General features: G+C 71.7%; 18 protein-coding genes. 11 read left to right on the top strand and 7 right to left on the bottom strand.

The genetic code is table 11. From position 1 onward, the window contains the following. Positions 1–66: 66 nt before the first annotated feature. Positions 67–1347: an SAV2148 family HEPN domain-containing protein gene (locus BR98_RS32075; RefSeq protein ID WP_232247750.1), complete on the bottom strand. Its 1281-nt coding sequence runs from the start codon at positions 1345–1347 to the stop codon at positions 67–69. A gap of 352 nt (positions 1348–1699) precedes the next feature. On the opposite strand from BR98_RS32075, the gene glgX reads away from it, so the two are divergent. The 3 genes from glgX (at position 1700) to treZ (ending at position 7798) form a co-directional block, all read left to right on the top strand. Then, positions 1700–3805, top strand: coding sequence for a glycogen debranching protein GlgX (gene glgX, locus BR98_RS32070; RefSeq protein WP_035850398.1), 2106 nt, complete (start codon positions 1700–1702; stop codon positions 3803–3805). A 67-nt stretch (positions 3806–3872) separates the two neighbouring features. After that, the gene (treY, locus tag BR98_RS32065) at positions 3873–6110 is read left to right on the top strand and encodes a malto-oligosyltrehalose synthase (RefSeq protein ID WP_051970586.1); all 2238 of its coding nucleotides are present in this window, start codon (positions 3873–3875) and stop codon (positions 6108–6110) included. Beyond that, complete coding sequence (gene treZ / locus BR98_RS32060) at positions 6107–7798, top strand: malto-oligosyltrehalose trehalohydrolase (RefSeq protein ID WP_035850396.1); 1692 nt, start codon at positions 6107–6109, stop codon at positions 7796–7798. Before treY ends, treZ begins: the two co-directional genes overlap by 4 nt. Positions 7799–7843: 45 nt before the next feature. Here treZ and coaE read toward each other — a convergent pair whose 3' ends face one another. Both coaE and BR98_RS32050 read right to left on the bottom strand, forming a co-directional pair. Further along, positions 7844–8431 carry a dephospho-CoA kinase gene (gene coaE / locus BR98_RS32055; protein ID WP_035850394.1) on the bottom strand — a complete coding sequence of 196 codons (588 nt, stop codon included), beginning with the start codon at positions 8429–8431 and terminating at the stop codon, positions 7844–7846. Between the two features lie 9 nt (positions 8432–8440). Further along, positions 8441–9085, bottom strand: coding sequence for an MBL fold metallo-hydrolase (locus tag BR98_RS32050; RefSeq protein WP_035850391.1), 645 nt, complete (start codon positions 9083–9085; stop codon positions 8441–8443). Between the two features lie 67 nt (positions 9086–9152). On the opposite strand from BR98_RS32050, the gene BR98_RS32045 reads away from it, so the two are divergent. Together BR98_RS32045 and BR98_RS39835 are read left to right on the top strand one after the other, a co-directional pair. Next, positions 9153–9575 carry a MarR family winged helix-turn-helix transcriptional regulator gene (locus BR98_RS32045; RefSeq protein WP_232247749.1) on the top strand — a complete coding sequence of 141 codons (423 nt, stop codon included), beginning with the start codon at positions 9153–9155 and terminating at the stop codon, positions 9573–9575. A 66-nt stretch (positions 9576–9641) separates the two neighbouring features. After that, complete coding sequence (locus BR98_RS39835) at positions 9642–9788, top strand: hypothetical protein (RefSeq protein WP_157538015.1); 147 nt, start codon at positions 9642–9644, stop codon at positions 9786–9788. Here the strand turns inward: BR98_RS39835 and BR98_RS32040 are convergent. Both BR98_RS32040 and rpsA read right to left on the bottom strand, forming a co-directional pair. Further along, positions 9778–11991 (bottom strand): MMPL family transporter, encoded by a 2214-nt coding sequence (locus tag BR98_RS32040; RefSeq protein WP_051970584.1) that lies wholly within the window; start codon positions 11989–11991, stop codon positions 9778–9780. The two genes, BR98_RS39835 and BR98_RS32040, sit on opposite strands and share 11 nt — an antisense overlap. Before the next feature lie 303 nt (positions 11992–12294). Then, on the bottom strand, positions 12295–13785 hold the full coding sequence (rpsA, locus tag BR98_RS32035) for a 30S ribosomal protein S1 (RefSeq protein WP_035850388.1): 1491 nt from the start codon (positions 13783–13785) through the stop codon (positions 12295–12297). 378 nt (positions 13786–14163) lie between these two features. On the opposite strand from rpsA, the gene BR98_RS32030 reads away from it, so the two are divergent. After that, on the top strand, positions 14164–15006 hold the full coding sequence (locus tag BR98_RS32030; protein ID WP_051970582.1) for a class I SAM-dependent methyltransferase: 843 nt from the start codon (positions 14164–14166) through the stop codon (positions 15004–15006). Positions 15007–15018: 12 nt separating this feature from the next. Continuing rightward, positions 15019–17592: an ATP-dependent helicase HrpB gene (hrpB, locus tag BR98_RS32025; protein ID WP_232247747.1), complete on the top strand. Its 2574-nt coding sequence runs from the start codon at positions 15019–15021 to the stop codon at positions 17590–17592. A gap of 9 nt (positions 17593–17601) precedes the next feature. On the opposite strand, the gene BR98_RS32020 is transcribed toward hrpB, so the two are convergent. Both BR98_RS32020 and polA read right to left on the bottom strand, forming a co-directional pair. Continuing rightward, the gene (locus BR98_RS32020; protein ID WP_035850379.1) at positions 17602–17901 is read right to left on the bottom strand and encodes a hypothetical protein; all 300 of its coding nucleotides are present in this window, start codon (positions 17899–17901) and stop codon (positions 17602–17604) included. Between the two features lie 49 nt (positions 17902–17950). Further along, complete coding sequence (gene polA, locus BR98_RS32015; protein WP_035850375.1) at positions 17951–20629, bottom strand: DNA polymerase I; 2679 nt, start codon at positions 20627–20629, stop codon at positions 17951–17953. A 235-nt stretch (positions 20630–20864) separates the two neighbouring features. Between polA and BR98_RS32010 the strand changes: the two genes are divergently transcribed. From BR98_RS32010 to BR98_RS31995, 4 genes are all read left to right on the top strand, one after another. After that, positions 20865–21335 carry a PaaI family thioesterase gene (locus BR98_RS32010; RefSeq protein ID WP_035850371.1) on the top strand — a complete coding sequence of 157 codons (471 nt, stop codon included), beginning with the start codon at positions 20865–20867 and terminating at the stop codon, positions 21333–21335. Between the two features lie 553 nt (positions 21336–21888). Beyond that, entirely contained in the window at positions 21889–23115 is a 1227-nt protein-coding gene (locus BR98_RS32005) for a branched-chain amino acid ABC transporter substrate-binding protein (protein WP_051970578.1), read from the top strand. Between the two features lie 124 nt (positions 23116–23239). Then, complete coding sequence (locus tag BR98_RS32000; RefSeq protein ID WP_035850367.1) at positions 23240–24169, top strand: branched-chain amino acid ABC transporter permease; 930 nt, start codon at positions 23240–23242, stop codon at positions 24167–24169. A gap of 19 nt (positions 24170–24188) precedes the next feature. Then, entirely contained in the window at positions 24189–25946 is a 1758-nt protein-coding gene (locus BR98_RS31995) for a branched-chain amino acid ABC transporter permease (RefSeq protein WP_083977230.1), read from the top strand. The last annotated feature ends 3 nt before the right edge of the window (positions 25947–25949 follow it).

Here is a 25949-nt window from a genome sequence, read left to right as displayed (position 1 = left end):
AGGCATACCTTAGCTAGCCCTGGAAGCAGGAGTCCACGCGGGGTACGTCACAAAGTTAGGCAAGGCTCAGCTGACTGGCCGTGAGTCCGCCCAGACGCCCTCGAACTCCTCCCGGTAGACGTCCAGCAGGCCCGGCTCGGCGTCCTCCGGGGCACCGGGCGAAGCGCGCAACACCAGGGCCGGGGACTCGATCCCGCGGGCCCGGCGCAGGTAGGGCTGGACCACGCCGAGGTCCCCGGTGCGGCGGCGCGAGCCGGGCAGTCGGGCGCCCTCCACCAGGTAGGCGGTGAACCGGGGGGTCTCGTCGAACACCCGGATCTCGAAGGCGCCCTGGTCGCGCAGCCGGGCCCGGACCCGGCGGACGTGCATGATGTTCATCTCGATCGAGCGGGACAGCTCGCCGCGCCCGAGCCCGAGTTCGCGCTCGCGGCGGCGCACCGCGCTGCTGGCGGGGTTGAGGAAGAGCAGCCGCACCCGGCAGCCCTCGGCGGCCAGCCGCACCAGCCGCTTGCCGGTGAAGTTCTGACAGAGCATGCCCAGCCCGATGCCGAGCGCGTCGAGCCGCCGGGCACCCGCCAACAGGTCCTCCACCGGCAGGTCGCGCTGCAGCCGGACCCGGTCGGCGTGCACCGCGGCCACGTCCGCGTACCGGCCGGCGACCAGCTCCTCGATGACGTCGGCGGGCAGCCCGACGGCGCCGGCCGGGCGTCCGTCCAGCAGGCCGAGCACCCGGGCCGCGGCCCGCTCGGTCTGGGCCAGCACGGTGGCCGAGAGGCTGCGGTTGCGCGAGACCACGTGCCGGGCCACTTCCAGCTCGTCCAGCGCCAGCTCGATCTCCCGGCGGTCGTCCAGGTACGGCTCGAAGCAGGGCCAGTGCTGGACCATCAGCTCGCGCAGCTGGGGCAGGGTCAGGAAGACCAGCGGGTCGTCGTCGGCCGGGTCGAGCAGGAAGCCCTTGCGCCGGCTGACCTCGCGCACGGCGGCGGCCCGGCGCACCCACTCCTCGCCGACCGGCCCGGCCGCGGCGGTGACCCAGTCGGCGCCGTGGGCGGGGGCGTAGACCGGGCGCAGCAGCTCGTCCAGGAGTGACCGCAGCCGCTGCTCGACCAGGTTGAGCCAGACGTAGGCCCGGCCGGTCAGCCGGACCCGCTGGTAGGCGCGCTGCCACTGCTCGGGGCTCCAGCCCGGGGCGGTGCTGTCGCCGCTGTTCTGACCGGGGATGAGCCGGCCGCCGCCGGGCGAGCCGAGCACCACGGTCGGCGCCTCGGTGCGCGGGGTGAGGGGGGACGCTCCGCCGGGACCGTCGGGCCACTCGTCGGCGGGACCGCCACCGACAAAGACGCCCATGCGCAACCTCACCTCTCGGCCGCCCTCCCCGACGGAGGCGGCGTGACGATCAAGGGTACTGCCAGCAGGGCGCGGTGTCGTCTCCCACAGCATGCGGCGAAACATCCGTAAGGACAGTCAGAACCGGCCCGCCGGACACCCGTTCGGGCGAAAGCGGCCCAAAAGAGCGTCAGAATGCGATCGGAGCGGCAACCATGCCACATAACAGAATGTCGATCGGCACTATGCCGTACGTCACAGCTGGGCGGCGCGCAGACATTGCCGAGCGCATCGCCGGGCATACCGCAGCCAGCGGTGCGCCAACGTCCCGATGGAGCGTCAGCTCCTCTTGACACCAGGGAAGTTGAGGCTTATGCAGGTCTGGCCAGGGCAACCGTACCCCCTGGGTGCCACCTATGACGGGGTGGGCACCAACTTCGCGGTGTTCTCCGAGAGCGCCGACCGTATCGAGCTGTGCCTGCTCGGCCCGGACGGGTCCGAGCAGACGGTCGAGCTACGGGAGACCGACGCGTTCGTCCGGCACGCCTACCTCCCGGGCATCCAGCCCGGCCAGCGGTACGGCTTCCGGGTGCACGGTCCCTACGATCCGGCGCGCGGCCAGCGCCACAACAGCGCGAAGCTGCTGCTCGACCCTTACGCCAAGGCGATGAGCGGCACCATCGACTGGGAGGAGTCGGTCTACGGATACCACTTCGGCGCGCCCGAGCGCCGCAACGACCTGGACTCGGGACCGCACACCATGCACTCGGTGGTCATCAACCCCTACTTCGACTGGGGCAACGACCGGCCGCCGCGCACCGACTACCACCGGTCGGTGATCTACGAGGCGCACGTCAAGGGCCTCACCAAGCTGCATCCGGGCATCCCGGAGGAGATCCGCGGCACCTACGCGGCGCTCGCCCACCCGGCGCTGATCGAGCACCTGTGCAAGCTCGGTGTGACGGCGCTGGAGCTGATGCCGGTGCACCAGTTCGTCCGCGACCACCGGCTGCGCGATCTGGGCCTGTCCAACTACTGGGGCTACAACACGATCGGTTTCTTCGCCCCGCACGGCTCCTTCTCCTCGGTCGGCGACCGGGGCCAGCAGGTCCAGGAGTTCAAGTCGATGGTCAAGGCGCTGCACGCGGCGGGGATCGAGGTGATCCTGGACGTGGTCTACAACCACACCGCCGAGGGCAACCACCTTGGCCCCACGCTCTCCATGCGCGGCCTGGACAACGCCTCGTACTACCGGCTGGCCGCCGACCGCCGGTACTACATGGACACCACCGGCACCGGCAACAGCCTGCTGATGCGCAGCCCGCACGTGCTGCAGCTGATCATGGACTCGCTGCGCTACTGGGTCACCGAGATGCACGTGGACGGCTTCCGCTTCGACCTCGCGGCCACCCTGGCCCGCCAGTTCCACGAGGTGGACCGGCTCTCCTCGTTCTTCGACCTGGTCCAGCAGGACCCGGTGGTCTCCCAGGCCAAGCTGATCGCCGAGCCCTGGGACGTCGGCGAGGGCGGCTACCAGGTGGGCAACTTCCCCCCGCTGTGGACCGAGTGGAACGGCAAGTACCGGGACACCGTGCGGGACCTGTGGCGCGGTGAGAACGCCACCCTCGCCGAGTTCGGCTCCCGGCTGACCGGCTCCTCCGACCTATACCAGCACGACGGCCGGCGCCCGATCGCCTCGATCAACTTCGTCACCTGCCACGACGGTTTCACCCTGCGCGACCTGGTCTCCTACAACGACAAGCACAACGAGGCCAACGGCGAGCAGAACCGGGACGGAGAATCCTTCAACCGCTCGTGGAACTGCGGTGCGGAGGGCCCGACCACCGATCCGCAGGTGCTGGAGCTGAGGGGCCGCCAGCAGCGCAACTTCATCGCCACCCTGCTGCTCTCCCAGGGCGTGCCGATGCTCGCGCACGGCGACGAGCTGGGCCGCACCCAGTTCGGCAACAACAACGCCTACTGCCAGGACAACGAGCTCTCCTGGGTGCACTGGCCGCAGCAGTCGGACCTGTTGGAGTTCACCCAGGGCATGGTCTGGCTGCGGCGCAACCACCCGGTCTTCCGGCGCCGCCGCTTCTTCCGCGGCCGCCCGGTGGCCACCGCGCACGACGAGCTCACCGACATCGCCTGGTTCACCCCCGGCGGGGAGGAGATGACCGAGCAGGACTGGAGCGCCAGCTACGCCAAGTCGCTGTCGGTCTTCCTGAACGGCGCCGCGATCTCAGAGCCCGACCGGCGCGGCGGCCGGATCACCGACGACTCGTTCCTGCTGATGTTCAACGCGCACCATGAGTCGCTGCAGTTCACCGTGCCCAAGGAGCACGGTGAGGAGTGGCAGGTGGTGGTGGACACCACCGAGGCGACACTCCCGACTCCGGGGACCGGACTTCGAGTCAAGGCGGGCGACGGACTCTGGCTCGCCGACCGCTCCTTGCTGGTACTTCAGCGACCCGCTTGACACACAGTCCGGTGTCGTCCGATCAATTCGGGTCGTACCGGGTCGATCAAGCGGGTAGCAATGGCGTGTGATCTCACCTCCCACGGCGAGCTACCGGCTGCAACTCCAGCCCTCGTTCACGCTCGCGGACGCCGCGTCCGCCGTCCCGTACCTGGCCGGGCTCGGCGTCTCCCATCTGCACCTGTCACCCCTGCTGGAGGCGACCCCGGGCTCGACCCACGGGTACGACACGGTCGACCACAGCAGAGTCAGTGAGCAGCTCGGCGGCGAGCACGCCCTGCGCGCGCTCGCCGCCACCGCGCACGAGCACGGACTGCGGCTGATCGCCGACATCGTGCCCAACCACATGGCGGTGCCGGTCCCCGAGCGACTCAACAGCCCACTGTGGCAAGTCCTCCGGGACGGCCCGAACTCGCCGTACGCGCACTGGTTCGACATCGACTGGGCGGCCCAGAACGGCCGGATCCTGCTGCCGGTGCTCGGCGACCGGCTCGGCGCGGTACTGGACCAGCTGAAGGTCGACCAGGACACGCTGCGCTACTTCGACCACGTCTTCCCGCTGCGCCCGGGCACCGAGCGGCTGCCGCTGCCGCAGCTGCTGGACCGTCAGCACTACCGGCTGGCCTGGTGGCGGCTGGCCGGCACCGAGCTCAACTACCGCCGGTTCTTCACCATCAACGACCTGATCGCACTGCGGGTGGAGAACCGCGAGGTCTTCCAAGCCACCCACGGGGTGCTGCTGCGGCTGCACGCGGAGGGCGTGATCGACGGCTTCCGGGTGGACCACCCGGACGGCCTGGCCGACCCGCGCGGCTACCTGCGCTGCCTGGCCGAGGCCAGCGGCGGCGCCTACACCGTGGTGGAGAAGATCCTCACCGGCCTGGAGCGGCTGCCGGAGGACTGGCCGTGCGCCGGGACCACCGGCTACGACGCGCTGCGGCACATCGACGGGGTACTCACCGACGGCCCCGGGGTGTGCCGGCTCACCGAGCTGTACGCCGACTACACCGGCATCCGCGGCAGCGCCGGCGAGGCCGCCCGCCAGGGCCGCGCCGAGATGACCGCCCCGCGCGGCGAGCTGGCCGCCGAGCTGAACCGCCTCGTCCGGCTGGCCGGCCGGATCTGCGCCGAGGAGCCGGCCCTGGCCGACCACGAGCCGCTGGCGGTCCGCGAGGCGCTCTGCGAGCTGTTCACCCACTACACGGTCTACCGGCCCTACCCGTTCCCGGCCGAGCGGACGATAGGGACGCCGGAGTCCACCAAGCAGTTCGTCGAACTGCTGACCCAGGGTCACCTGGGTGCCAGCCCGGCCAAGGAGGAGTTCCGCACCCGGTTCGCCCAGACCGCCTCGGCGGTGGCCGCCAAGGGCGTGGAGGACACCGCCTTCTTCCGCTGGTACCCGCTGCTCAGCCTGAACGAGGTGGGCGGCAACCCGGCGCACCCGGGCATCGTGACGGGCGACTTCCACCGCTGGTGCGAGGACATCCAGCGGCACTGGCCGCTGACCATGACCACGCTCTCCACCCATGACACCAAGCGCAGCGCCGACGCCCGGGCCCGGCTGGCGGTGCTGGCCGAGCTGCCCGAGCAGTGGGTGGCCGAGTGCGCGGCCTGGGCCGAGCTGGCCGGCGGCCACCTGGCGGACCGCAATGCCGAGTGGCTGCTCTGGCAGACCCTGGTGGCGGCCTGGCCGATCGAGCCGGAGCGGCTGGTGGGCGTGCTGCTCAAGTCGGTCCGGGAGGCGAAGCTGGCGACCAGTTGGACCTCCCCCGACCCGGCCTACGAGGCCGAGCTCACCGACTACGCCCGCGCCGTCCTGGCCTCGCCCGAACTCACCGAGCGGATCGGCCGCTTCGTGGCCTTCCTGGAGCCGTACGCGCAGTCCAACAGCCTGGCCGCCGCGCTGCTGCAGCTGACCATGCCGGGGGTGCCCGACCTGTACCAGGGGGCCGAGAAGCCGCTCTACACCCTGGTCGACCCGGACAACCGCGCGCCGGTGGACTTCTCCGCGCCGGAAGTCGGCTTGTCCGACTTCGCCCGCCGCAAACTCCACCTCACCCGCACCGCGCTGCACCTGCCCCGCCCGCTCGGCGCCTACCGGGCCCTGGAGGCCGGTCCGCACCTGGTCGCCTACCAGCGCGGGCCCGACTTGACGATCATCGCGACCCGCCTGCCGTTCACCCTCGCCCAGCGCGACGAGCCCACTACGCTCGAGCTGCCGGGCCGCTGGCGCGATCTGCTGACGGACCGCCAGTTCGACGGCACGGTCGAGACGGTCGCTCTGCTCACCCGGGAGTCTGCGTGAAGTACCAGGTCTGGGCCCCGTCCGCGGGCCGCGTCGAGGTCGAGGTGGACGGCCTGGCCCATCCGCTCGACCGGGCCGAGGGCGGCTGGTGGCACGGCGAGGCACCGGCCGGCCAGGACTACGGCTTCCGGCTGGACGGCGGCCGGGCGCTGCCCGACCCCCGCTCGGCCCGCCAGCCGTACGGGCCCGACGGCCTGAGCCGGCTGGTCGACCACAGCGCCTTCCACTGGTCCGACACCCCGTGGCAGGGGCGTGCCCTGCCCGGCTCGGTGGTCTACGAGCTGCACGTCGGCACCTTCACCCCGGCCGGCACCTTCGCCGGCGCCGAGCAGCGGCTCGACCACCTGGTCGAGCTGGGCGTGGACTTCGTGGAGCTGCTGCCGGTCTGCCCGTTCCCCGGCCGGCACGGCTGGGGCTACGACGGCGTCTCGCTCTGGGCCGTGCACGAGCCCTACGGCGGCCCCGACGGGCTCAAGCGCTTCGTGGACGCCGCGCACCGCAAGGGCCTGGGCGTGATCCTGGACGTGGTGCACAACCACCTCGGCCCCTCCGGCAACTACCTGCCCGCCTTCGGCCCGTACTTCACCGACCGGCACCAGACCCCCTGGGGCTCCGCGGTCAACCTCGACGCGCCCGGTTCCGACGAGGTCCGCGCCTACCTGCGCGAGTCCGCCCTGACCTGGCTGCGCGACTACCGGATCGACGGCCTGCGGCTGGACGCGGTGCACGCGCTGGCCGACGACCGGGCGGTGCACTTCCTGGAGGAACTCTCGACCGCCGTCGACACCCTGGCCGCCTCGGTGGGCCGCCCGCTCTTCCTGATCGGCGAGTCAGACCTCAACAACCCCCGGGTCACCGACCCCCGCCAGGCCGGCGGCTACGGGCTGACCGCGCAGTGGAGCGACGACTTCCACCACGCGCTGCACGCGGCCGCCTCCGGCGAGGCGCAGGGCTACTACGCCGACTTCGGGCAGGCGCCGATGGCGGCGCTGGCCCGCACCCTGACCCGCGGCTGGTTCCACGACGGCACCTGGTCCTCGTTCCGCGGCCGCCACCACGGCCGCCCGTTCCCGCATGCCTACGGGCACCGGCTGCTCGGCTACGCGCAGACCCACGACCAGGTCGGCAACCGGGCCCTCGGCGACCGGCTGACAGCGGCTCAGCTCGCGCTGACCGCGCCGCTTGTGCTGACCTCGCCGTTCACCCCGATGCTCTTCATGGGCGAGGAGTGGGGCGCCGCCACCCCCTGGCAGTACTTCACCGACCACACCGACCCGGACCTGGCCGAGGCCGTCCGACAGGGCCGCCGCCGGGAGTTCGCCGCCTACGGCTGGACGGCGGAGGAGGTTCCCGACCCGCAGGCGCCCGAGACCGTGCTCAGCTCCACGCTGGACTGGACCGAGCCGCGCTCGGGCGAGCACGCCGCGCTGCTGGCCTGGTACCAGCAGCTGATCCGGCTGCGCCGCGCCCACCCGGCACTCACCGACCCGGACCTGTCGGCCGTCCGGGTCGAGTTCGACGAGGACGCCGGGCAGCTGACGGTCCACCGGGGCGAGGTCCGGATCGCGCTGAACTTCGGCGAGAAGCCGGCCGAACTGCCGCCGGGCACCGTACTGGCGAGCTGGGGCGAGGTGACCGGGACCAGGCTGGGCCCGCGCTCCTGCGTGATCACGTCGACCGGAAGCTGACGATCCTCGCGCACGGGCCGGCGGCGTCGAAGGGCCGGACAGGCCCTAGGCGGTCAGCTGCTCCCAGACAGCCTTGACCTGCTGTTCGAGCTCGGCCAGGGAGCCGTTGTTCGCCACCACGAAGTCCGCGACGGCGAGCCGCTGCTCGCGGGTGGCCTGGGCGGCCATCCGGGCCCGCGCCTCCTGCTCGGCCATGCCGCGCAGCCGCACCAGGCGGTCGAGCCGGACCTGCTCGCTCGCGTCGACCACGATCACCCGGTCGTAGAGCGGGGCGAGGCCGTTCTCGGCGAGCAGCGGCACGTCGTGCACCACCACGGCGTCGGGTGCGGCGGCCGCCTCGAGTTCGGCGGAGCGGGCCCGGACCAGCGGGTGCACGATCGCGTTCAGCGCCTGGAGTCGCGCCGGGTCGGCGAAGACGATCGCGCCGAGGGCCGGGCGGTCCAGTGCACCGTCCGGGCCGAGCACCCCCGGGCCGAACTCCTCGACCACGGCCGCGAGTCCGGGAGTGCCCGGGGCCACCACCTCGCGGGCGAGCAGGTCGGAGTCGACCAGCACCGCCCCGTAGGAGGCCAGCAGCTGGGAGACCGCGCTCTTGCCGGCTCCGATTCCGCCCGTCAGTCCGATCTTCCGCATGGCGGCAGACTACTCGGCCGCCAGTTCCAGCGACTCACCCGAGGCCAGGTGCGCGTACGGCGCCCCGGTGCCCGGCTGGTCCTGGCTCAACCAGCCGCCGAGCCCGAGGCCGATCTCGCTGAGCAGCACGTCGTGGATGCCCACTGCCTGCCCGGGCTTGACCTCGCGGATGTAGTCGACCAGCTCGCCGATCTTGTTCCAGGGCGAGGAGAGCGGCACCAGCAGGGTCTGCACCGGCTGCTCGGGCACGGTGAGCGCGTCGCCGGGGTGGAAGAGCGTCCCGCCCAGCAGGAAGCCGATGTTGCGCACCAGCGGCACGTCGCGGTGGATCTCGGCGTGCCATTCGCCGTGCACCGAGACGTCGATCCCGCCGACCTCGAAGGCGTCCCCGGCGCCCACCACGGTGACCGCGCCGCCGAGGCCGGTCAGCTGGTCGGCCACCGCGCGGTTGGTCCAGATCTTCAGGCCGGGGTTGGCCTCCAGGGCCGCGCGGATCCGGTCCTCGGCGAAGTGGTCGGCGTGCTCGTGGGTGATGAGCAGGGCGTCGGCGCCCCGGGTCGCCTCGGGTTCGGTGAACATCCCGGGGTCGATGACCACGGTCGTCCCGTTCTGTTCGATCCGTACGCAGGCATGTCCGAACTTGGTCAGTCGCATGGGAAAAGACTACAGCACAGCTGCACAGTAGTGCTGCACAGTTTTCCTGTAGGACTACAGTGGAGCCATGACCACCGAGATCGACCCACTGCTGCTGGCCGCCGAACTGCGCGCCGCCCTGGGCGAGCTGGTCCGCCACGTCCGCGCGGCCGACTCGGTGCTGCCGCAGCCGCAGCTGGGAGCACTGGGCTGGCTGGTCCGCGAGGGCCCGCACACCACCGCCGAGCTGGCCGAGCGCCAGCGGGTGCGGCACCAGTCGATGGCCCGCACGGTGCACCAGCTGCTCCAGGCCGGCCTGATCGGCCAGCAGCCGCACCCCACCGACGGCCGCAAGCTCGTGCTGCACGCCACCGAGGCGGGCGTGGCCACCCTGCACGACCAGCGCACCCGTCGGGAGAACCGGCTCGCCACCACGATCAGCCGCGACCTCTCCCCTGAGGAGCAGCTCACCCTGCACCAGGCCGTGCAGCTGCTGCGCCGACTCGCCTGAGACACCTTTGCCCCCGTCACGCGTTGAGCAGGGCGCACCGTCCCCCCTGAGCTCTAAGGACCCGCCGTGACCACCCTGCGCAACTCGCTGCTCGTCGCCGCCGCCCTGTGCGGCCTGATCCTGGCCGGTGCGGGCGCCGCGGCGGCCTGCGACACCGCCAACCTCGGCGGGGCGCTGAACTCGGGCTTCGGCAACGCCTGCGTCAACGAGTAGCGAGCTCCGCCACCGGGCTGCGCGGCGCCGGCACGCTCACCGTCGGGGTCTCCTCCTCCAGCGGCGGCAGCGCCACGTGCTCGCGCAGCCCGAACCTGGCGTACAGCCGGCGCAGCGGCGCCGGCGCCCACCAGTTGAACTCGCCGAAGAAGGACATCGCGGCCGGGACCAGCAGACAGCGCACCAGCGTCGCGTCCACCGCGACGGCCACCGCCAGCGCGATGCCCATCTCCTTGACCATCAGCATCTGCCCGGCCGCGAACCCGGCGAAGACGATCACCATCAGCAGCGCCGCCGAGGTGATGATCCTCCCGCTGCGTTGCAGGCCGAGTTGGACCGCCTCGCGACAGCCGTACCCCTGGTCCCGCAGCTCCTTGATCCGGGCCAGCAGGAAGACCTCGTAGTCCATCGAGAGACCGAAGGCGAAGGCGAAGACCAGCACCGGGATGAAGGTCTCCAACCCCCCGGTCGGGGTGAAGCCGAGCAGCCCGGCGAACCAGCCGTGCTGGAAGACCAGGGTCAGCGCGCCGAGCGAACACCCCAGCGAGAGCAGGTTCATCAGCAGCGCCTTGACGGGCATCACCACCGAGCCGGTCATCAGGAAGAGCAGCACCAGCGTCCCGACCGCGACCAGCCCCAGCGCCCACGGCCCACGACTGCTCAGCTCGTGCTGGAAGTCGACCACGCTCGCCGCGTCCCCGGTCACATAGGTGTTCAGCCCGCCCCGGTGCTCCCGCAGCTCGCCCACCACCCGTTTGGCCTGCGCGCCCTGCGGATCACCGTGCACCAGCACCTCGACGGTGCTCAGCTGCGCACTCACCGGCTGCACCGCCCGTACCCCGGCCACCCCGGGCAGCTTGGCCACCACCTGGTCGGCGTACTGCTCGGCGGCCTGCTCACTGCCCTGCACCACCACGGTCACCGGCGCCGCAGCGGTCTGCGGGAAGCGCTGCTGCACCATCTCGGCGACCTGCCGGCCCGCCGAGCCGCTGGGCAGCGCGGCCGCTCCGGTGCTGCGCATCTGGGCGCTCAGGAAGGGGGCGCCGGCGGCCATCAGCAGCGCCACGCAGACCAGCGCGACCGGCACCGCCCGGCGCTGCACCAGGCGCACGGTGCAGGCGAAGAAGCCCTCGTCGGGCTCGCGGTGCTTGGGCGGCTTGATCCGGTGCCCGGCGAAGCCGAGCAGCGCGGGCACCAGGGTGAGCGCGGCGAGCACCGCGATCACCACCACGCTGACCCCGGCGGCCGCGACGGCCCGGAAGACCGGGCTGGTGAAGACGAAGAGCCCACTCAGCGCGACCGCCACGGTCAGCCCGGAGAAGGCCACGGTGCGGCCGGCGGTGGCGGTGGTGCGTTCGATGGCGGCGGCGATCTCCGCGCCGCGGCCGCGTTCCTCCCGGAACCGGTTGACCATCAGCAGCGCGTAGTCGATCGACAGCCCCAGGCCCAGCACGGTGGCGATCGGCAGGACCGAGGTGTCCAGGTCCATGATCCGGCTGAACCCGAACATGGCCAGCAGCGCGCCACCGACCGAGGCGACCGCGCCGATCACCGGCAGGCTGGCCGCCGCGAGCCCGCCGAAGACCAGCACCATCACCACCAGGGTGAGCGGCAGCGTGACGATCTCGCCGAAGGTGGTGTCGGACTGGGTCTGCGCCTTGACCTCCTGCTGGACCACCAGGTCCCCGCCGACGGTCACCTGGGTGCCGGGCGCGTGCAGGGCCGCGAGGCGCTGGCCGACCGCGTCCTGCTGCTTGCTGGTGGCCCCGTCGGCCATCCGCACCGAGACCAGGCTCGCGTTGCCGTCGGCCGACCGCAGCGCGCTCGCCCCGGCGCCGCCCTGGTAGGCGTCGGCCACCGAGAGCACGCCGGGCAGCTTGGCGACGTCCTGGGCGGTGCCGGTGACGGCGTCGCGCACCGCGGAGGTGTCCACCGGCTCGCCGCTGACCACGGCGGTGATGCTGCCCGCCGAGGGGTCGGCGGCGGCGACCACGGCGGTGCCCTTGGCGGATTCGGCGCCCCCGGAGGCGGTGTGGGCGACCGAGCCCTCGAAGACCCGGCCCCCGATCAGCACGCCCAGCGCGAGGACGGTCACCCAGAACGCCAGCACCCAGCGCCGGTGGCGACGGCAGGCCCGCCCGAGGGCGGCGAGCCGGCCGGGAGCGGCGGCGGGGGTGGTGGGAGGAGCGGCAAGGAGGCGCATCAAGCGGTGTCTGCCTAGCGTTCGGGACGGGGAGAGCCCGTCGGGCAACTCATCCCAAGCTAGGTGTTCTGTCCTAAAAGACCCATAAAAACGCAGTGAGCCCCTGGTCACAAAGCTTTCCGCAGTTGAACAGGGACGATCCGCACACGAACACGGAGTGCGCGCGCCGCAACCGGCAGCAAACACCACCGGAAACGCGACAGGAGTTGTCACCGGAAACGCCACAGGAAACGCCACAGGTCCCCACCCGGAGACCGGGTGGGGACCTGTGTTCCAGCTCAGTGCCTCACAGCACTACGCGTTTCAGCTCTGGCCGCCGGCCAGCTTCTCGCGCAGGGCAGCCAGCGCCTCGTCCGAGGCGAGAGCGCCGGAGCCCTCGTCGCTGGAGGACGAGTAGGAGCCACCGGCAGCGGCGGCAACAGCGTCGCCACCCTCGGCAGCGGCCTCGGCGTCGGCCTCGCGGCTCTTGATGACCTGGGCCTGGTGCTGCTCGAAGCGGGCCTGCGCCTCGGCGTACTGGCGCTCCCACTCCTCACGCTGCTTCTCGAAGCCGGGCAGCCAGTCGTTCGCCTCGGGGTCGAAGCCCTCCGGGTAGATGTAGTTGCCCGCGTCGTCGTAGGAGGCAGCCATGCCGTACAGGGTCGGGTCGAACTCGACCTCGGCCGGGTTGGCACCCAGGGCCTCGTTGGCCTGCTTCAGCGAGAGGCTGATGCGGCGACGCTCGAGGTCGATGTCGATGACCTTGACGAAGATCTCGTCGCCGACCTGGACGACCTGCTCCGGGATCTCGACGTGGCGCTCGGCCAGCTCGGAGATGTGGACCAGGCCCTCGATGCCCTCGTCCACGCGGACGAACGCACCGAACGGAACCAGCTTGGTGACCTTACCCGGGACGACCTGACCGATCTGGTGGGTCCGGGCGAACTGCTGCCACGGGTCCTCCTGGGTCGCCTTCAGCGACAGGGAGACGCGCTCGCGGTCCATGTCAACGTCGAGAACCTCGACGGTGACCTCCTGGCCGACCTCGACAACCTCGGACGGGTGGTCGATGTGCTTCCAGGACAGCTCGGAGACGTGGACGAGACCGTCGACGCCGCCCAGGTCCACGAAGGCACCGAAGTTGACGATCGAGGAGACGACGCCGGAGCGCACCTGGCCCTTCTGCAGGGTGGTGAGGAAGGTCTGGCGGACCTCGCTCTGGGTCTGCTCCAGCCAGGCACGGCGGGACAGGACCACGTTGTTGCGGTTCTTGTCCAGCTCGATGATCTTGGCCTCGAGCTCCTTGCCCACGTAGGGCTGCAGGTCGCGCACGCGGCGCATCTCGACCAGCGAGGCCGGGAGGAAGCCGCGGAGGCCGATGTCGAGGATGAGACCACCCTTGACGACCTCGATGACGGTACCGGTGACGATCCCGTCCTCTTCCTTGATCTTCTCGATCGTGCCCCAGGCGCGCTCGTACTGCGCGCGCTTCTTGGACAGGATCAGACGACCCTCCTTGTCCTCCTTCTGGAGAACCAGGGCCTCGATCTCGTCGCCGACCTTGACGACCTCGTGCGGGTCGACGTCGTGCTTGATCGAGAGCTCGCGGGAGGGGATGACACCCTCGGTCTTGTAACCGATGTCGAGGAGCACCTCGTCACGGTCGACCTTCACGATGATGCCCTCAACGATGTCGCCATCGTTGAAGTACTTGATGGTCTCGTCGATCGCCGCGAGGAACGCTTCCGCGTCGCCGATGTCGTTGACCGCGACCTGCGGGGTGGTGCTGACAGAGGTGTCGGTGGGGCTCGTCATTAGGAAAAGGGCTCCGGTACGGACATGAAGTCGTAGGTAATGCCACGCGGGGGCCCGTATTCGCTACCACCGAAAAGCCCTGGAGGTCTTCGACAGATGCGAGCGCGACCTGCTCCGTCCGAGGCGCGCAGGCCCGCAGCGCAACTTGTAGCATACGGGGACAGCCAGGCACGGTCAACGTCGAAGCTGACGAGACCGTCCAGGCCGGTATGGATCAGGCCATATCCTCCAACTGCGCACCTCACGCGGCCTTCCGGCCGACGTGCGGAGTGGCAGCCTCAGGGGCCCTTCTCCCCGGATGCCACCGCCTGATCCCGACCCCCAGGGGCCGGTCCCACGCAGCGGCGCTTTCCGCACCCCATACCCTACGCGAGGCGCATGATGACGTTGGACACCACCCCCGGCAAGGCCGACCGCGAGGAGGCGGAGGACCTCGCCCTGCGCCGCCCGGCCGAGGCCGCCGAGAGCAGCCGGGCCAACCGGCTGTGGTGGGACCGCAACGCCGACGAGTACCAGGACGAGCACGGTGCCTTCCTCGGTGACGACCGGTTCGTCTGGTGCCCCGAGGGCCTGGACGAGGCCGACGCCCGGCTGCTCGGCGAGGTCCGCGGCCTGGACGTGCTGGAGATCGGCGCCGGCGCCGCCCAGTGCTCGCGCTGGCTGACCGCCCAGGGCGCCCGCCCGGTCGCGCTCGACCTCTCCTACCGCCAGCTGCAGCACGCCCGCCGGATCGACCTCTCCCGCGACCAGCGGCCGCTCCCCCTGGTGCAGGCGGACGCGGCCGTGCTGCCGTTCGCCGACGGCTCCTTCGACCTGGCCTGCTCCGCCTACGGGGCGGTCCCGTTCAGCGCGGACACCGCCCGGCTGATGCGCGAGGTGCACCGGGTGCTGCGCCCGGGTGCGCGCTGGGTCTTCTCCACCACCCACCCGATCCGCTGGGCGTTCCCGGACGAGCCGGGCGAGGAGGGGCTGACCGCGAGCGGCAGCTACTTCGACCGCACGCCGTACGTGGAGCAGGACGAGCAGGGGCGGGCCAGCTACGTGGAGCACCACCGCACCCTCGGCGACCGGGTCCGGGAGCTGGTCGCGGCCGGATTCACCCTGCTGGACCTGGTCGAGCCGGAGTGGCCGGCCGGGCTGACCTCGGAGTGGGGCGGCTGGAGTCCGCTGCGCGGGCGGCACATTCCCGGGACCGCGATCTTCGTGGCCCAGCGGGGCTGAATACTTGCCGCTGTGACTGTCCAGCTGCCCGTCCACTCCGCCGAGCTGCCCGTCCGCTCCGCGCTGCCCGCGCTCACCACCGCGCTCGACTCGGCCGGGGTCGCCGTGCTCTCGGCCCCGCCCGGCACCGGCAAGACCACCCTGGTCCCGCTGGCGTTGGCCGGGCTGCTGGAGGCCGGCGCCCCGGTGCGCCGGGTGCTGGTCGCCGAGCCGCGGCGGCTGGCGGTGCGGGCGGCGGCGCGGCGGATGGCCTGGCTGCTCGGCGAGCAGCCAGGCGGTCGGGTGGGGCACACGGTGCGCGGGGAGCGGGTGGTCGGGCCGGCCACCGTGGTCGAGGTGGTCACCACCGGTGTGCTGCTCCAGCGACTCCAGCGCGATCCCGAACTGCCGGGCGTGGACGTGGTGCTGCTGGACGAGTGCCACGAGCGGCACCTGGACGCCGACACCGCGCTGGCCTTCCTGCTGGACGTGCGCGCCGCGCTGCGGCCCGAGCTGCGGGTGCTGGTCGCCTCGGCGACCTCGGACACCGCGGCCTGGGCCGAACTGCTGGGCGGCGCCGAGGTGGTGGAAGCGCACGGAGTCGCGCACCCCGTCGAGATCCGCTGGGCGCCGCCGCCGCGCGCCGCGCGCCCCCCGCGGGGGACCAGGACCGACCCGGCGCTGCTGGCCCATGTCGCGGCGGTGGTCCGGCAGGCGCTGGCGGAGCATCAGGGGGACGTGCTCTGCTTCCTGCCCGGCGTCGGCGAGATCGCCCGGGTCGCGGGGCAGCTGGCCGGGGTGGACGCGGAGGTCCTGCAACTGCACGGGCGGGCGCCGGCCGCCGTGCAGGACGCCGCGCTGACGGTCGGTCAGCGGCGCCGGGTGATCCTGGCGACCTCGGTGGCGGAGTCCTCGCTGACCGTGCCCGGTGTGCGGATCGTGGTGGACAGCGGGCTCACCCGGGAACCGCGCACCGACCACGCGCGCGGGCTGGCCGCGCTGGTCACCGTGCGCTCCTCGCTGGCCGCCGGACGCCAGCGGGCCGGGCGGGCCGGCCGCGAGGCGCCGGGTGTCGCGTACCGCTGCTGGGCCGAGGTCGAGGACGCCCGGGCGCCGCGCTTCGCCGCCCCGGAGATCGCGCTCGCCGACCTGGCGCCGTTCGCACTGCAGGCCGCCTGCTGGGGCGACCCGGACGCCGGCTCGCTGGCCCCGCTCGACCCGCCGCCCGCCGGGGCGATGGCCGCCGCGCGGGCGGTGCTGGTCGCGCTGGGCGCGGTGCAGCCCGCCGACGGCCGGGTCACCGAGCGCGGGCGCCGGCTCGCCCGCACCGGCCTGCACCCGCGCCTGGCCCGGGCCCTGCTGGACGGCGCGCCGCTGGTGGGGGCCCGGCGGGCGGCCGAGCTGGTGGCGCTGCTCTCCGAGGAGCCGCCGCGCGAACTCGGTGACGACCTGTCAGCGGTCTGGCGCGCGGTCCGGGGTACCCGCGACCCGTACGCCGCGCGCTGGCGCGACGAGACCCGCCGGCTGCGCGCGCACGTGGACGACGCGCGTGTGGATGGGGCCCGCGTGGGTGGGGCCCGTGTGGATGGGGGGCAGGCTCCCGACACCGGGGTGCCGGACGCGGCGGCAGCCGGCCTGCTGGTCGCCCTCGCCCACCCCGAACGGGTGGCCCGGGCCCGTGGCGACGCCTTCCTGATGGCCTCGGGCACCGCCGCGCAGGCCGCCACCGGCTCCGCTCTGGCCAGCGCAACCTGGCTGGCCGTCGCGGTGGCCGACCGCCCGGCCGGCGCGCCCTCGGCCCGGATCCAGCGCGCCGCGATCACCGACGAGAGCACCGCCCGCCGCGCCGCCGCCCACCTGCTCACCGAACGGGACGAGGTCCGCTGGGCCACCCCGCCGGGCAGCCGTCGCGGCGAGCTGACGGCCCGTCGGCTCACCGCGCTGGGCGCCCTGGAACTCGACACCGAGCCGCTGACCGCCCCCGACCCCGCGCTGGTCCGGGCCGCGCTGCTGGACGGTCTGGCCCGCGAGGGCGTCACCGAGCTGCTCCGCTGGCCGGAGGGCGCGGCCTCGCTCCGTGCCCGTCTGGCCTTCCTGCACCACGCGATCGGCGCGCCCTGGCCGCAGGTCGGCGACGCGGCCCTGCTTGCCGCCGCCGAGCAGTGGCTGGAGCCGGAGCTCTCCCGGGCCCGCCGCCGGGCCGACCTGGACCGGATCGACACCACCGCCGCCCTGCAGCGCCTGCTGCCCTGGGCCACCGGCGAGGCGGGCCGGCTGGACGAGCTCGCCCCCGAGCGGATCACCGTGCCCAGCGGCTCCCGGATCCGGGTCGACTACACGGGCGAGCGCCCGGTGCTGGCCGTCAAACTCCAGGAGCTCTTCGGCTGGGCCGCCGCCCCCGCCCTGGCCGGCGGCCGCGTCCCGCTCACCGTCCACCTGCTCTCCCCGGCCGGACGCCCCGCCGCCGTCACCGGCGACCTGGCCGGCTTCTGGCGCGGGGGCTACCGGGCCGTCCGCGCCGAGCTGCGCGGCCGCTACCCCCGCCACCCCTGGCCCGAGGACCCCACCACCGCCGAGCCGACCAGACGGGCCAACCCGCGCAAGTGACGGAGGTGGTCAGCTCTCCAGGCGGCTGAAGCCGACCTCGAAGCGTTCGACGGAGAGGATGGTGGTGCGCTCCCGTTCGGCGCTCTGCTTGCGGATCTTGGTGGCGTCCTGCTCGCTGGCACGCATCGCAGCCTCGTCCTCCCAGAGGGTGAGGGTCAGGGTCTTGCCGGAGGCGCGGTCGGCCAGGAAGTACACGCCGCGAAAGCCGGGAAGCTCCCGCACCTGCTTGATCGGCAGTTCGCTGCCGGCGGCGAGGTCGATCTCGGCCTCGATCGGCTCACCCTGGTAGGTGCTCAAGCGTGCGTACATCGCTCTCATCTCCTTGCACGGCGGCAGCGGCCCTACCTCAGTTGTACCGTCAGTGCGCGGCGGCCTCCCAGTTGGCGCCGATGCCGACCGAGACGTCCAGCGGGGCGCGCAGGTCGTAGGCGCCGGCCATCTGGTCGCGGACGATCTTCTCGACCGGCCCGCGCTCGCCGGGGGCCAGCTCGAGGACGATTTCGTCGTGCACCTGGAGCAGCATCCGGGACTTCAGCCCGGCCTTGGTCAGCTCCTCCTCCACCCGGAGCATGGCGATCTTGACGATGTCGGCGGCCGAGCCCTGCACGGGGGCGTTGAGCGCCATCCGCTCGGCCATCTCTCGGCGCTGGCGGTTGTCGCTGGTCAGGTCGGGCAGGTAGCGGCGACGGCCGAGCAGGGTCTCGGTGTAGCCGGTGGCGCGGGCCTCCTCGACCACCCGGTGCAGGTAGTCGCGCACGCCGCCGAAGCGCTCGAAGTAGGTGTCCATCAGGCCCTGCGCCTCGGCCGGCTTGATGCCGAGCTGCTGGGACAGGCCGTAGGCGGACAGCCCGTAGGCCAGGCCGTAGGACATCGCCTTGATCTTGCGGCGCATCTCGGCGTCGACCGCGCCGGGCTCGACCGAGAAGACCGAGGAGGCGACGGTGGTGTGCAGGTCCTCGCCGCTGGCAAAGGCCTCGATCAGCGCCTCGTCCTCGGACAGGTGGGCCATGATCCGCAGTTCGATCTGCGAGTAGTCGGCGGTGAGCAGCGACTCGTACCCCTCGCCGACCACGAAGGCGCGGCGGATCAGCCGGCCCTCCTCGGTGCGCACGGGGATGTTCTGCAGGTTCGGGTCCTGCGAGGAGAGCCGGCCGGTGGCGGCGACCATCTGGTTGAAGGTGGTGTGGATCCGGCCCTGCGGCGAGACGGTCTTGAGCAGGCCCTCGACGGTGGTGCGCAGCTTCGCCTGGTCGCGGTGGCGCAGCAGGATGACCGGCAGCTCGTTGTCGGTCTGGGTGGCCAGCCAGGTCAGCGCGTCGGCGTCGGTGGTGTAGCCGGTCTTGATCTTCTTGGTCTTGGGCAGGTTGAGCTCGCCGAACAGGATCTCCTGCAGCTGCTTGGGCGAGCCGAGGTTGAACGGGTGTCCGGCGGCGGCGTGCGCCTCCTCCACCACGCGCTGGATCTCGGTGGCGAACTGCTTCTCCAGCGAGTCCAGCCACTCCCGGTCGGCGGCGATGCCGGTGCGCTCCATCCGGGCCAGCAGGGCGGCGATCGGCAGTTCCATGTCGTGCATCAGCTCGACCGCGCCGACCTCGGCGAGCCGGGTGTCGAAGAGCTCGGCGAGGTCCAGCACCGTGCGGGCCTGGACCATCAGCGCCTGGGCACCGGCGGCCGCGTCCTCCTCCGGTGCGTCGAAGGCGAGTTGGCCGCTCTCGGCGGCGGCGGCGGGGGTCAGCGAGCGGCTCAGGTACTCCTCGGCGAGCACCTCCAGGGTGAAGGTGCGCCGGCCGGGCTTCTCCAGGTAGGCGGCGAGCGCGGTGTCGGCGGCGACCCCGGCGACCGTCCAGCCCTGCTCGGCGAAGGCCCGGATCACCTGCTTGGCGATGTGCAGCGCCTTGGGCTGCTTCGGGTCGGCGAGGAAGGCGGCGAAGGCGCGCTCGTCCTGCTCGGCCAACTGGGCCGGGTCGAACCAGGCGGCGGAGTCGGCGGTGGCCAGCGCCACCTCCTGGACCGAGCCGCTGCCCAGCGCCCACTGGTACACCGAGGCGAGCGCGACGGTGCCGTGCGCGTGCTGCTCCAGCCAGGCGGCCAGGGTGCCGGGGTCGGTGAGCAGTTCGCCCTCGACCTCGACGCCGGGGGCGGCCACGGCCTGCTCGGCCGCGGCGGCGGCGCCGACGTCCAGGTTGAACAGGCGCTCGCGGAAGTTGGGGTTGCGGAACTCCAGCGACTCCATCAGCTGCCCGACGGCCTCGCGGTCGAACGGGACCCGGGCCAGGTCGTCGACGCCGAGCGGGAGTTCGACGTCGCGGACCAGCTCGGTGAGGACCCGGTTGCGCTTGACCGAGTCGAGGTGTTCGCGCAGCTTCTCGCCGATCTTGCCCTTGACCTCGTCGGCCCGGGCGACCAGCTCGTCGAAGGAGCCGAACTGGTTGACCCACTTGGCGGCGGTCTTCTCGCCGACGCCGGGGATGCCGGGCAGGTTGTCGGACGGGTCGCCGCGCAGCGCGGCCAGGTCCGGGTACTGACGGGGCGTCACCCCGTACTTCTCGGCGACCTTTTCGGGGGTGTAGCGGGTCAGCTCGGAGACGCCCTTGGTGGGGTAGAGCACGGTGGTGTGCTCGGTGACCAGCTGCAGCGAGTCCCGGTCGCCGGTGACGATCAGCACCTCGAAGCCGGCCGCCTCGGCGGCGGTGGCCAGGGTGGCGATGATGTCGTCTGCCTCGAAGCCCTCGAGCGCCATCCGCGGCACCTTCATCGCGTCCAGCAGCTCGCCGATCAGGCCGACCTGACTGCGGAACTCGTCCGGCGTCTTGGCCCGGTTGGCCTTGTAGTCGGGGAACTCCTCGGAGCGGAAGGTCTTGCGGGAGACGTCGAAGGCCACCGCGAGGTGGGTGGGGGCCTCGTCGCGCACGGTGTTGGAGACCATCGAGGCGAAGCCGTAGACCGCGTTGGTCGGCTGGCCGGTCTGGGTGTTGAAGTTCTCCACCGGGAGGGCGTAGAACGCCCGGTAGGCCAGGGAGTGCCCGTCGAGCAGCATCAGCCGGGGCCGGGCCGCAGCCCCGCCAGCACCGCTCGCGCCCTGCACCGTACTCTGCGTAGCCACGTCAACGTCCGTTCCTGCCGACTCCAACTGCCGCCCACGATCCTAGGCCGCGTGACTGACAACGCCGACCAGCCACGAGGCACCCCACCAGGGATACCGGCCCCGCCAGTCGTACGATCACGAAAGGGCCGCCCCCGCGGTCCACCCTCGACCGGCAGGAGAGACACGGATGACCGAGCTGCCCCCCACCGACCGCGCCCCCCTCAAGCTCGACGTACCGCAGGACGTGCTCGACCACTTCGCCAAGCTCGGAGTGGAGCCCAGCACCTTCTCCGGCGGCACGCTGGGCGACAAGCTGGGCATCCGGGTGGTGGAGGCGTCCGGCGACCGGGTGGTCGGCACCATGCCGGTGGAGGGCAACCAGCAGCCCTACGGTCTGCTGCACGGCGGGGCCTCGGCGGCGCTGGCCGAGACGCTCGGCTCGATAGGGGCGATGCTGCACGCCGGACCGGGCCGCTACGCGGTGGGCGTGGACCTCAACGTCACCCACCACCGCTCGGCCACCTCCGGCCTGGTGACCGGCGTGGCCACCGCCGTCTTCAAGGGCCGCACCGCCGCCACCTACGAGATCGCGGTCACCGACGACACCGGGCGCCGGCTGACCAGCTGCCGCCTCACCTGCGCGCTGCGCGACCTGTAGCCGCCCGCCCGCACCTTCGACGCCCCCTCGTTTGGCCACCGCCCCCGCTGGGCAGGTGCTCGCCAGCGAGGGGGCGTCGGCGTTTCCGGATCCGACTCATCCGTTTGTAACGCTGCGTAACATCCAAGCAATCTGCCCAACACGCCGCGCACACTTCGCGGAATGGCCCGCCAGCGCCACCCGGACTACGTGACGTCCGGAATTCGGACGCACGCGACCGGCCCAATCGTCCCGGACACTTATATCCGAACACCGGACGGATCGTCCATCACCTCTCCGTTTTAAGGCTCCCATCAGCCGCCGAGCGCCCCAGGCCTGGCAGAGCGCCGCCGAGCGAACCTCAAATCATCCAATATTTGAGACAAAGCATGCTGTGCTCATAACAGAAGAATCACAGCAACGGCACACCCCTGCCCCAGCCGCCTCAAGCGTTCTAGAGTCACGGCCAGTCACCGCGCCACCGGACCGGGCACAGCACTTAGGGCTGCCCCAGCGCGCGAACTGGCGACCGGCCGCCCCCGGCCCGCCGCCTTCACACCAGAAGGGGACCCTCGTGCGTCATCGTTCACTGCTCGTCCTGAGCATCGCCCTCACCGGAGCCCTCACCGTCACCGCCTGCGGCTCCCGCGGCGGCAGCAAGGCCGGCGACTCTTCCGGCGGAACCGTCGTCACCATCGCCGTCGACGCGCCGCTCTCCGGCCAGAACTCCGCCACCGGCCTGGGCATCCAGGGCGGCGTCCAGATCGCCGTGGACGACGCCAACAAGAACAAGACCGTCCCCGGCGTCACCTTCAAGGTCAAGGCCCTGGACGACCAGGCGCAGCCCGCCACCGGCCAGCAGAACGCCACCTCGCTGGTCGCCGACAGCTCCGTGCTCGGCGTCGTCGGCCCGCTCAACTCCGGCGTGGCAGCCTCGATGCAGCAGGTCTTCGCGACCGCCAACCTGGTCGAGATCTCGCCCTCCAACACCAACCCGAAGCTGACCCAGGGCCCGGACTGGGGCACCGGCAAGAAGGTCCGCGGCTTCAAGACCTACTTCCGCACCGCCACCACCGACGCCCTGCAGGGCGCCTTCGCGGCCCAGTACGCCACCGCCACCGCGGGCAAGAAGAAGGCCTTCGTCGTCGACGACAAGCAGACCTACGGCGCCGGCCTGGCCGCCATCTTCCAGGACTCCTTCACCAAGGACGGCGGCACCATCGCCGGCACCGACCACGTGTCGACCGGCGACAAGGACTTCTCCACCCTGGTCACCAAGATCAAGGACTCCGGCGCCGACCTGCTCTACTACGGCGGCCAGTACGACGAGTCCTCGCTGCTCTCCAAGCAGCTCAAGGCGGCCGGCTCCACCATCCCGCTGTTCGGCGGTGACGGCATGTTCTCCGACACCTACATCAGCACCGCCGGCCCCGCCAGCGAGGGCGACCTGGTCACCTCCGTCGGCGTCCCGATCGACACCCTGGACACCGCCAAGGACTTCATCGCCAAGTACAAGGCCGCCAACCTCCAGGGCGACTACGGCACCTACGGCGGCTACTCCTACGACGCCGCCACCGCCATCATCAAGGCCATCGGCAAGGTCGTCTCCGACAACAACGGCAAGCTGCCCACCGACGCCCGCGCCAAGATCGTCACCGCTGTGCAGAACTCCAACTTCGACGGCATCGCCGGCCACGTCTCCTTCGACGAGTTCGGCGACACCACCAACAAGCAGCTGACCGTGTACCAGGTCAAGAGCGGCAAGTGGGCCTCCGTCAAGACCGGCACCTTCACCGGCTGAACAGCCTGACCCCCGGGGCCGCGAGCGCACACCCCTGCGCCCGCGGCCCCGCGTCCCTCGCCCCCCATCCCACGAGACGCCCCGCTTCCACAGCGACCTCTCCACAGCGACATGGAGGCTTGCGGTGCACACCCTGCCGCAACAACTCGCCAACGGCCTGTTCCTAGGCTCGACATACGGGCTCATCGCCATCGGCTACACCATGGTCTACGGCATCGTGCAGCTCATCAACTTCGCCCACGGCGAGATCTTCATGACCGGAGGATTCGGCGCCCTCACCGTCTACCTCGTCCTGCCCGCCGGCACCACCCTGTGGATCGCACTGCCGTTGATGCTGATCGGCGGCGCCCTGATCGCCGTACTGATCGCCCTCGGCGCCGAACGATTCGCCTACCGGCCGCTGCGCACCGCCCCACGGCTCGCGCCGCTGATCGCCGCGATCGGCCTCTCGCTCGCCCTCCAGCAAGCCGTGCACAACCTCTACCCCAAGGCCACCAGCCCCCGGGTCTTCCCCCAGATCCCCAGCGGCCCCTGGCACTTCGCCGGCATCAGCATCCAGTCCGGCGACCTGTTCACCGTGCTCGCCGCCCCCCTGTGCATGATCATCCTGGCCTTCTTCGTCCAGAAGTCCCGCACCGGCCGCGCCATGCAGGCCACCGCCCAGGACCCGGACACCGCACAGCTGATGGGCATCGACACCAACCGCATCATCGCCACCGCCTTCGCCATCGGCGCCCTCTTCGCCGCCGTCGCCGCCGTCTGCTACGGCCTGCGCTACGGCCAGGTCAGCTTCGACATGGGCTTCCAGGCCGGCCTCAAGGCCTTCACCGCCGCCGTCCTCGGCGGCATCGGCAACATCTACGGCGCCATGCTCGGCGGCCTCGTGCTCGGCCTGGCCGAAGCACTCGCCACCGCCTACATCGCCGACGTGCCCGGCCTGCACCAACTCGGCGGCCAGGCCTGGGCTCCGGTCTGGGCCTTCGTGCTGCTCATCCTGGTCCTGCTGCTGCGGCCACAAGGACTACTCGGCGAACGCGTCGCGGACCGGGCCTGAGGGCGAAGGAGACCCAGAGATGACCATCACCGTCCCCATCATCACCGCCCGGGTGCGCAAGCAGGTCGGCGAGCTCCTCGAAACACTCGAAGGAAGCATCCCCACCGCCACCGCCCGCGCGATCACCGCCGCCGGAGCCGTCCTCACCATCGTCTCGGTCTTCCTCTCCTGGACCTGGACCTCCGACTTCCCCGGTGACCTCACCGTCGTCGGCTACCCCGCCGGCCTCCAACTGCTCACCCTCACCGCCGGCCTGCTGCTGCTCCTGCAGACGCTCGCCGCCTACGGACTGCGCGGCCTCGGCTGGCTGGCTCCCACCGGCCACACCCAGCCACTGCGCTGGCTCGCCGTCAGCGCCTTCGCCGTCACCTGGTTCACCCTCGGCGCGATCAGCTACGAACTCGGCGGCCTCGCCAACCTCACCGTCGGCGGCTGGATCGCCGGCATCGCCGTGCTGCCCGCGCTCTACGGCACCCTGGCCCTGCCCGCCGACCGCCACCCGGCCACCAAGCCCGCGGCCACCGCGCTCTGGCAGGACCTGATCGTCATCGCCGCCATCGCCGCAGCCGGCCTCGGCATCTTCACCTACGGCATCGAGACCCCGTACGGCGAACTCTTCGCAGGCTTCCTGATCGTCATCGCGTTCAGCGCCGCCGCCTACCTGAAGTCCGGCCTCTTCGAGCGCGCCTCCGCGCTGCTCACCCGCCGACGCCCGTACGCGATGTCCGCCGCCTTCATCGCCGCCGCACTCTTCCCGCTCACCCAGAGCAACGACCAGTTCGCCAACCTCGGCGTCAACATCCTGATCTTCGCCACCGTCGCCCTCGGCCTCAACATCGTCGTCGGCCTCACCGGCCTGCTCGACCTCGGCTACGTCGCCTTCCTCGGCGTCGGCGCCTACACCGCCGCCCTGATCTCCGGCTCCCAGTTCTCCCCCTACCGCGACGCCCACGTCCCCTTCCTCGCCGCCGCCCTGATCGGCGCCGCGGTCTCGGTCGTGTTCGGCGTGCTGATCGGCGCACCCACCCTGCGGCTGCGCGGCGACTACCTGGCCATCGTCACCATCGGCTTCGGTGAGATCTTCCACATCGTGGTGAACAACCTCGACGGCGCCTCCGGACCGAAGGTCACCAACGGCCCCGACGGCATCGCCCAGATCCCCGACATCAGCTTCTTCGGCCTCAACCTCGGCGACGCCCACCAGATCGGCTCCTTCACCATCGGGCGCTTCGCCAACTACTTCTTCCTGATGCTGATCGTCACCCTGATCGTGGTCGCCGTCTTCAGCCGGGCCAGCAACTCCCGCATCGGCCGCGCCTGGATCGCCATCCGCGAGGACGAGACCGCCGCCGAAGCCATGGGCATCAACGGCTTCCGCACCAAGCTCACCGCCTTCGCCCTCGGCGCCGCACTGGCCGGCCTGGCCGGCACCGTCAGCGCCCACGTCACCTACAACGTGGTGCCGACCCCCTACGTCTTCGCCGGCTCCACCGCACCCAACTCCGCCTTCCTGCTCGCCGCCGTCGTCCTCGGCGGCATGGGCACCGTCAGCGGCCCGCTGCTCGGCGCCTCGCTGCTCTACCTGCTCCCCGAGAAGCTCACCTTCCTCAAGAACTACCAACTCCTCGCCTTCGGCGTCGCCCTGATCCTGCTGATGCGCTTCCGCCCCGAGGGCATCGTCGCCAACCGGCGCCGCCAACTCGAGTTCCACGAGGCCGACATCCCCGCGCAGGGCGACTCCGCCGACGCGACCAACCTCAGCAAGGCAGGGGCGTGACCC

This window comes from Kitasatospora azatica KCTC 9699 (assembly GCF_000744785.1).
Taxonomy (GTDB): domain Bacteria; phylum Actinomycetota; class Actinomycetes; order Streptomycetales; family Streptomycetaceae; genus Kitasatospora; species Kitasatospora azatica.
This window is presented reverse-complemented; position numbering and strand designations above follow the sequence as displayed.